General features: G+C 50.5%; 8 protein-coding genes and 1 pseudogene. All 9 read right to left on the bottom strand.

Features of this window, described 5'->3' with window-relative positions; all coding sequences use genetic code 11:
- A partial coding sequence (locus tag ACJMM4_RS06640) for a phage major capsid protein (protein ID WP_405383690.1) occupies positions 1-697 on the bottom strand: 697 nt, incomplete at its 3' end.
- Between the two features lie 26 nt (positions 698-723).
- A complete protein-coding gene (locus ACJMM4_RS06635; RefSeq protein WP_405383688.1) occupies positions 724-1,392 on the bottom strand; it encodes an HK97 family phage prohead protease in 669 nt (222 codons plus the stop codon).
- Positions 1,379-2,698 (bottom strand): phage portal protein, encoded by a 1,320-nt coding sequence (locus ACJMM4_RS06630; RefSeq protein WP_405383686.1) that lies wholly within the window; start codon positions 2,696-2,698, stop codon positions 1,379-1,381. Before ACJMM4_RS06630 ends, ACJMM4_RS06635 begins: the two co-directional genes overlap by 14 nt.
- Positions 2,699-2,775: 77 nt before the next feature.
- Positions 2,776-4,482, bottom strand: a complete 1,707-nt coding sequence (locus tag ACJMM4_RS06625) for a terminase TerL endonuclease subunit (RefSeq protein ID WP_405383684.1) — start codon at positions 4,480-4,482, stop codon at positions 2,776-2,778.
- A gap of 338 nt (positions 4,483-4,820) precedes the next feature.
- Positions 4,821-5,201 (bottom strand): P27 family phage terminase small subunit, encoded by a 381-nt coding sequence (locus ACJMM4_RS06620; RefSeq protein ID WP_405383682.1) that lies wholly within the window; start codon positions 5,199-5,201, stop codon positions 4,821-4,823.
- A gap of 104 nt (positions 5,202-5,305) precedes the next feature.
- Positions 5,306-5,671 carry an HNH endonuclease signature motif containing protein gene (locus tag ACJMM4_RS06615; protein ID WP_405383680.1) on the bottom strand — a complete coding sequence of 122 codons (366 nt, stop codon included), beginning with the start codon at positions 5,669-5,671 and terminating at the stop codon, positions 5,306-5,308.
- Positions 5,672-5,944: 273 nt separating this feature from the next.
- Positions 5,945-7,318, bottom strand: coding sequence for a DEAD/DEAH box helicase (locus ACJMM4_RS06610; RefSeq protein ID WP_405383678.1), 1,374 nt, complete (start codon positions 7,316-7,318; stop codon positions 5,945-5,947).
- A complete protein-coding gene (locus ACJMM4_RS06605; RefSeq protein WP_405383676.1) occupies positions 7,308-7,628 on the bottom strand; it encodes a VRR-NUC domain-containing protein in 321 nt (106 codons plus the stop codon). Before ACJMM4_RS06605 ends, ACJMM4_RS06610 begins: the two co-directional genes overlap by 11 nt.
- Before the next feature lie 288 nt (positions 7,629-7,916).
- A pseudogene (locus ACJMM4_RS06600) lies at positions 7,917-8,344 on the bottom strand (hypothetical protein); the annotation flags it as partial.

Raw genomic sequence — 8,344 nt, 5'->3', positions numbered from 1 at the left:
CGTTGGCGTTAGTGGTAAACAGTGCTTCGTTAATTTTGTCGGTAATAGCCTGCGGCATTTCAGCGTTAATAACGCTTTCTACAGTGCCTTCGCTGTCGAAAAGCTCCTGGCGGGTAACAGGAATAGCGACGCCCAAACGCTTGTGCGTAACTGTGATCTTGTCCCAGTCTATAGCGCTTTCGGTCAGCTTTTCTTTTTCGCCTACCCATTTAGCTACGGCCTTGCCGTGCTTAGGCCAGCGAAGGGTACCTACCAGGCCGGTACGGATCGTAATACCTACCTTATCGTAGATAAGTCCGGCGCGCAGTGGCTTTAACATTTCCTGCTCGTTTACAGGAATAATTCCGGTACCTTCCAGGGCTTCGGTTCCCTGGATCTCGCGTGTAAGCGCCAGTACGATACCGTTCTTACTACCGCCTTCCATAGCGGCGTTAAGGGCTTCGCGCAGCTGCGCGGTAGTGGTACGGGGTGCAGCGTTAGAAGGCTGGCCCACGTTAATAGCGGCCTGCATACGCATAACCAAAACCTGGTTTTGGCGCATAAGGTCGTTATACTCCGTGGTTTCTTCTTCGGTACGCTCGCGCTGCTCGTTTTCGCACGTATCGGCGATTTCTCCGATACGGTTACAGTTGGCCTGGTACTGGTCGGCCAGCTGGCGTACACTTACTTTCTGTTCTTTGTTCTTTGTCTTAGACATAGCAAAAACTTTAAGTGGGTTAAACATTAAATAACGGGTTTATGCGTAGCAGCGCAGCGCATTTCGCGCACTTGCTCGCGCATTGTATCTTTGTCGGGGTCCTCCTGGGTAAGAAGGTCGGCTGTAAGCTCGCGTGCTTCGCAGGAAGTATCCGGGTAGGCTGGATCCGACGCCAGCGTAAAATCGTAAATACCGATTATAGATTTTACCCGGCATAGTACGAAGGCTTTACCGTTTACGATCTTTACACTACGCTCCACAAAGGCTTTATCGTAGTATCTGGTCCTAAACATAAAGCTACAGCCGGAAATATCGCCACGTCTTACCAGCTCCAGCGCTTTATCGCCGTCGGCGGTGTTAGGCGCATCGAAGCTAAACGCTACGCCTTTTTCGTCCACGGTATAAGTAAGCGTGCCGGCTCCGTTCTTGGACCTGGCTAAGATTAGCTGGCGGTCGTGAAACATCGTCATTTTTACGTCGCAGCCGTCCAGCAGTTCTTTAGTTACCGCTTCCGGCGCGATCACTTCGCGCACTTCTTCTTCCTCATCGTCCCAAAGCGGCGCGCTTGGCGTGTCGAAAAGAATAGCGTAGCCGGTAATAGTGCGGCTTACTTCGCCCTCTCCGGCTTCGCGTATCTGTAGCGGCGCTACGGTGTGCAGCGTCCGCGTTATAAGTTGGTCGTTACTTTTCTTCATTGTCTTTGTCGTCGTTATCGGTATCGGTTTCCGGGTCTTCTTCCTTGCCAGGCTCCGGCGCTGCTGGTTGAGGTGCGGGCGCAGGCTTGCCGGCTTCCTCTATACTTTTGAGGTTAGCGGATACCAGCACTACGTCGCCGCCCTCTACCGGTGGCTGGTTCTCTGCCAGGCGCCAGTCGTTTACGCTGTAGATACCGGCCGCTATTGTGGCGGTCTGGTATTTAACTTTGCTATCCAGGTCGCAGGCATACAGGCCGCGGCGGTCAAATTCAAACCGGCGCTTACAGCACAGCGAAGCCGGTACTAATTTGCGGTGCAGCTCCATTTCGATTTTACGCAGCAGCGGGTTAAGCGTATTAGCCAGGAAGGCCACGTTAGCCATTTCCGCGGACTTGTAATTATTGCTGGTGTCGTCGAATACGAAGGAAGGGTGCACGCCGAAAAAGCGGCATATATCGCGCACGGTAAATTTTCGGCTTTCCAAAAATTGCATATCGGCGCTATTCATACTAATTTGGTCGAAGCGCGCCTGGCCGTGCACAGCCGTAATATTACGGCCCTGGACGTTTATACGCCTGTTAAGATCATCGGCCATATTATCCAGCTGCTGGTCCTGGTATTCGCCGAAGCCGCGCACGCTGGTATCATTGCTTACGATACCGCGCACTGTACCGCCGTTTGCGAAGCGGTTAAGCGTTTCGCGGTCGCCGGTGGTGGCGATATTTAATACCGTGCGGGCGTAGGTCAGCGTCGAAATACCTACCTTTCCGTCCTTCGTGTAGTTCTTTATATGGATAATTTCGGCTTCATCGAATATGCCCTGTACGCCCGCGTTTACATCGTTTACGGTGTAGCGGTCGTTAATAGTGTCGTGGCCCACGCTGTTAGGGTTTACCAAAGCCAGGCGGCCTACTTCTATGCGGCCGGAAGCCAGGGCCACGGGGTCGTAGATAGGCACTATATACGCGTTTCCTTCAAATAGCATATCTAATACTACCTGGCGCCAAAAGTCCACGATAGACATATACGGGCACGGCTGCACCGATAGCAAATAATGTAAGTTGCTTTCGGTGGCTTCTACGAAAATATCGCCCTTCTTGCGCATATATCGAAGCGGCAAATTTGCTACACTATCGGCCAGCAAATTTGCGCAGCGGTAAACGGTGGCTACTTGTAGCGGCTGGGAAGCACTGCCAGGCACAGGCCAAAGCACAGAAGCCCCGGCCAGCTTATCGTTATCCAGTGGCGGGGTATCTTCGTCTTTCTCGCGTCTAAAAAGTTGCCTAAAATATTCTAAAATGTTCATACGAAAATGATCGGCTTCTACTATACGCAGAAAAGCGGGTAACTGGTACCCGCTTTCGTCTAAATCTCTAAAAACTTTTACCGTTCGTAGTCTATAAACAGGCGAAGGCACATTAACTTTGTTACCACGCCGTCTATTTTCTGGGTGTGCTTCCGCTTTATTGGCTTGCAGTTCTCCAGCTTATCGGTATCCAGCACGGCGTTACCGAAGCAGTAGGCGTTTATAGGGTTGTCGTTTATAAAAATATGCCCTGTTTTCGCGCCGTGCTCGAAGCTCTCCACCGGTGCCGTAAAGTTGCCGTAGGTCTGGCGCACGCCCTTTATTACGTTGCCGGCTCCGGACGCGGCCAGCATATTTATAACTTCCTGCGATTTCCAGGGGTCGTAACCGATACCCAGAATACGCACCACGGTATTAAGATACAGCACGTAGTCCACGATTACCCGGTAGTCTATAACGTCGCCAGGCGTTAGCTTTAGGTAGCCTTTGGCCGCCCAGGTCCGGTATAGTTTTTCGTTCGGGTGGCCAGGCAGCGCGCCTTCTGGGAAGAAGTAGGCCGTATGGAAGCTAAAAGACTTCGTTAGTACGTTATACATTCCCATAGTAACGGCGCTAAAGTCGTCGCTTTCCGATAGGTCTATAGATACCATAGCGTCCGGGCGTCCCTTTATGCCGTCCAGCGGCATAGGCCGGCTAATATGCCGGGCCAGGGTGCTACTTATCCAGCTGCGCTGCTCGTTCTCTGCGTATATGTTTAGCAGCTTAGTACGAAAAGCCAGCATAGCTTCGGATCCGTTGCGCTGCGCCTTCTTGTATTCCTGGTGGTAAAAGTCCAGATTAACGGTAACGCCTAAATGCGGGTGGACCTTAAACCAGGTACTTTCTTCGTCTTCGGCGTCGTCTAAATCTGGCTCGAAGATATGCGCAAATAGTGTATCGTCTTCGTATTCGCCTAATAGTACCTGCTTATAGCCCTGTAACATTTCGTAAAAGGGTCCGTCGAATACATCGGAAGCGGTAGTAATAATTACCGTTAGCGGGTTATCCCGGACGCCCATAGACGTAGTAAGCACGGTTAGCAGTTCGCTATCCGTGGCCTGGCTAAATTCGTCCATAATCACAGTAGAAGCGTTTAGGCCGTCTTTAGTTTTGGCGTTAGCCGTTAGGCACTGGGCGAAGGCGCTACGATCCTTACGCCGGCTTTTTATAGTCTGTTCGTTTACCAGGTAGCGTTTTTCCTTCGGATCCAGGCGGCGCATACAGCCGCGGATAACGTCGAAGCACTTTTTAGCCTGGTCGGCGCTGTTGGCCGCGGTGTAACATTCCGCGTTAGCGTCGCCGTACAGCACGTCGTATATAGCCAGCGACGCCGTACTGGTGGTCTTACTAAATTTACGGGGTACATATAGCACAGCTTCGCGCACTACGCGGCGGCCATTCTCCCAGAAGGCGAAAATATTAGCAAACTGGAAGCACTGTACCGGCGTCAGCTTGTAGCGCTGCTGGCCAGTCTTCCCAGGAAAATACAGGCTTTCGTAAAAATCGTAAAACTGCTGCACTTCGGTAACGTTGATCCCGTACCGGTCGCACTTCCGGAAGAAAAGCGATACGGCCAGCTGTTCGTACAGGTTGTGGCCGTCCGGGTTGCCGGCTACTTCACGCACGTAGTTATCCAGCCGGCTATCCACTAAAGCCAGCTGGTAACGGTCTATATCTATGCGCGCCAGTTCGTCGGTAACGTCTTCTTTGGCTTGCCGTAGTCTATCTTTTTCTTCTTCGGTCATATCTTAGAGTATTGCCAGGACCGCGTACACTGCGCGCCGCCAGGTGGCTTCGTCGTCCAGGTCCACGTCCTTTAATCGTTCTTTCCAGCCGGAAGGCAAAAGCGGAAGGCGGTATAGTAGGTTATGCGCGCGCCACTCATTACGCAGCGATCGCCAGCTACGCTTCCGGATACATTCGGGCAGGGTGTCTAATTGCTTTAAGTGCTTGCAGAAGTTAGCCTGCATCGCTCTATTAGTTACTTCGGCGCTTCCGTGGATAGTAACGCAGCTATCCGATACGGATACGCGCAGCCAGCGCGAAGCGTGGCCGGGCGCGTAGGCCATTATATCGTATTGTGTCATTCGTCGGCGGGCTTAATAGTTACTGGCTTCGCGCGCTTCTTTGTCAGCTTCTTAGTAAGGTCGGTTAGCGGGTCTTCGTCAATATCCCCGGCTAAGTCTTCCACCGTTAGGCCTAAAGCCTTCATCTGGCGCGTTATCATATCCTGCGCATCTTTCGCTATCTTAAATACTGGGTGCGGCGCCAGCTTTTCGCCGTAGCGGGTCGTTTCCCATACGGTCGTTTCCTGTAGCCCGTCTATCTGGTCGTTAGCAAGATCCAAATTTCTTAACGCACTGGCCAGGCTCTTAATTTGCATATCTAAAGCCTTGCTGTACGTCTTGTGCGCACGCATAACGCGCACTATTTCTTTTTGGTATTCCTCTACTTTTTTAGCCATATTTTAACGTTTTTTAGTTAAAAATTCCAGAAGTTCCGCAAATTCAAAAAATTACTCACACACTTAAAAAAATAGGGGCGAGGTTTAACGGCGTGGCCCCCGTCTTAAAAAACCGGCCCCCGGTCTTCGTCTTCGCCTTCATCGAAAAATTTTTTTATTACCTGTTCCACTTGCTTTTCGTTCCTTTTCTTTGTCGCTTCCCTTCCGCATCGGCCCTGCTCCGTGTGGGTCTTTACGTGGCAGTCGTGGCATAGGGCCTGTAGGTTGTGTGCATCATACATACGCTGCATTTTGTCGGCGTAGGTTATCGCTTCTTCCACTGGCCTAATGTGGTGGACTTCCTGCGCTGCTGTTAGTCTTCCTTCCTGCTGGCAGCGCTGGCACAGCGGATACGCATCTAATATACTTTTGCGTAGCTGCTTCCACCGGGTAGTATTGATTAACTGTATATAGTCTTTATCCTTAGCCATAGTTATTTAATACTCTTTCTATTGTGTCTTACTGGTACTGTGCCGTCTGGTGTACGCTGCACGTGGCCCAGCTCGTTAAACATATCGTCTATATATGCCCCGTCGTCTTCGGGTATGTCGTATTTATGCGGGGTCCCTGTATCTAACCTATCCAGTAATATGTTTACTAAGGCTACTACTAATTCGCATACGTTCTTAAAACCGTGCTGCTCCTTAATTCTTTGTAGCCTTTCGTATGTATCCGGATCCACGGATATATTTACGCGTCGCCTTTTACTCATATTTCCGAAGTAGGTAATTTAAGCTGTCTAACAAACTTTGCTGCACGCCCTTTTTGCCTTCCAGGGCGGCGCTTGCTCTTTCGTCCACTGTGCCGGCGCAAAGTAGCTGGTACACTTGCACCGGGTATTTTTGGCCTTGCCTGTGAAGGCGCGCGTTAGCCTGCTGGTATAGTTCCAGGTTCCAGCCTGTGCCAAACCATACGATATAATGCCCGCCTTCCTGCATATTAAGCCCAAACGCCGTACTTGCCGGGTGCGCCAGTAGTACGTCTATATTACCGGCGTTCCACTGTTTTAGGTCCCTTTCGTCGTGGTAAACTTGCACTTTTAGGCCTTTTAGGCGCTCCGTTATGCGTGGTATATCGTGCTGGAATTGATAAAAAACTAAAACGCTGTTACCGTTCGCGGCTTCCACGATTTCGGCCAAACGGTCTAATTTATCGCTGTGTACGTCGTGCGCGTTCTTTTCGTCGTCATATACGGCGCCGTTCGCAAACTGGCTTAATTTATTCATCAGTCCGGCGGCGCTATTGGCCAGGACGTTTGCCGGTTCTTCGCCGTGCTCGCTCTTAAACTCCAGGACTTTTTCGCGCTCGAATTTTGCGTAGGCTTCGGCGGTCTTTTTCGATAGCTCCACGCTTACTTTGTGCAGGATCATATCCGGAAGCTGTAGGTAGTCGCGCGCCTGCATACTTAGGCAAATATCCGCGATCTTATCCCGTATTATCTGGGCGCAGCCCTTCTTTACGTCGCATCGTACTACTATGTTATTCCATTTATGCGTTTCAAAGTAAGTTTCGCGGTACCGGCTAACAGATTTACCCAGCCTTTCGCCCTGGTCTATACAGTACATCTGTGCCCAAAGGTCTATTAGCCCGTTCGGTGCCGGTGTACCGGTAAGGCCTATAACGCGCTTTACCGAAGGCACGGCGATACGCATAGCCTTAAATCTTTGGCTTTTGGCACTCTTGAAGCTGGTAAGCTCGTCTATTACCAGTACGTCGAAGGGAAGCTGGCCGCCGTACTTACCTACCAGCCATACGAAGTTATCGCGGCTGGTTACGTAAACGTCTGCTTTTTGTGCCAGGGCGGCGCAGCGCTGCTTTTCCGTTCCCAGCACTTTAACCACTGTAAGCGCTTGCAAGTGGTCCCACTTCTGGGCCTCTGTGCTCCAGGTCGCTTCGGCTACCTTCTTAGGCGCTACCACTAATACCCGGCTTATTTCGCAGTCGTCTATTAGTTCCTGTAGCGCTGTTAAGGTGCTTACCGTCTTGCCCAGGCCCATATCCAGGAATAGGCCGCAGTGCGGTTTCTCCATTATCCAGCGCATCGCCGTTTTTTGGTATTCGTAAGGTCTATATAACATATCCCAGATCTTCTAAAACTCCGTTAATACTTTCCTTACTATCGCATACGTAAACGGTGTGGCCGATTTTCTCCAGCTGCTTAATACGTATTTTCTGCACATTGGACGTAGTGCGGCCCAGGCTCTTTAACTCAAACCAAAGGCAGCGGCCGCCAGGCATTAAGGCCACGCGATCCGGATAGCCCACTGCGCCGGCGTTGCTATATTTAAGACATACGCCGCCCAGGCGTTTAACCTGGTCGCACAAATAGTGCTCTATGTTTTTTTCGGATACGTCCGCGTGCTTTACTATATTTTCTACTTTATCCATTGCTTCGTCATGTTGGTAAACTGTAAATTTTACTGCTGTATATATTAGGGCTATATAGTTACGTTCTATTATTTTTTCCTTTTTATACGTTCCTAACTCCTAAATACAGCCTTCTACTAATTATATATACTTTTTCGGTTTACTTGGTTTACTATATTGTTATATATTGGTTTTTAGGGTTTTAGCGGTAAACTAAGACGGTAAACCGAAAAGTAAACCGAATTTTATAGTTTACGCTTTTGCTTCGGCGGCTTCTTCCCTGGCTCCATTCCTTCGGTTTACCTTTTGTTATAAATCGTCGTCTTGGTTTACCAGGTCCACGCGCCTAAAACCTTTTTGCACTCCATACAATTTGCCCGCGTGCTTGGTCGTGCTTATACGCTCCCAGCCCGGAAGGGCCGATAGCATTTTACACACTCTGCGCGCCAGGTACTTGTATTCCTTATCGGTCATTTCCTTACCCAGGGCTTCGCAAATAAACTCCGCCGCGCATACGCGCGTCCTTATTTCCGTGCCTGCTGGCATTGTCGGATCGCCGCCCGCATCGCGTAGCCATTCGCGGCGCTGGTGTATATCCTTTAGCCCCCAGTCCGGCGGTAGCTTCGTGTCTAAGTAGTTATTAAGCATACCTACTATAGGGTCGTCGTTATCGTCGTTAAACTCGGCCTGCATCTTGCGGGCTTCGCGCTCCAAATCGCCGCTAAGGTACAGCGCTT

Source organism: Phascolarctobacterium sp. (assembly GCF_045124115.1).
Taxonomy (GTDB): Bacteria; Bacillota; Negativicutes; order Acidaminococcales; family Acidaminococcaceae; genus Phascolarctobacterium_A.
This window is presented reverse-complemented; position numbering and strand designations above follow the sequence as displayed.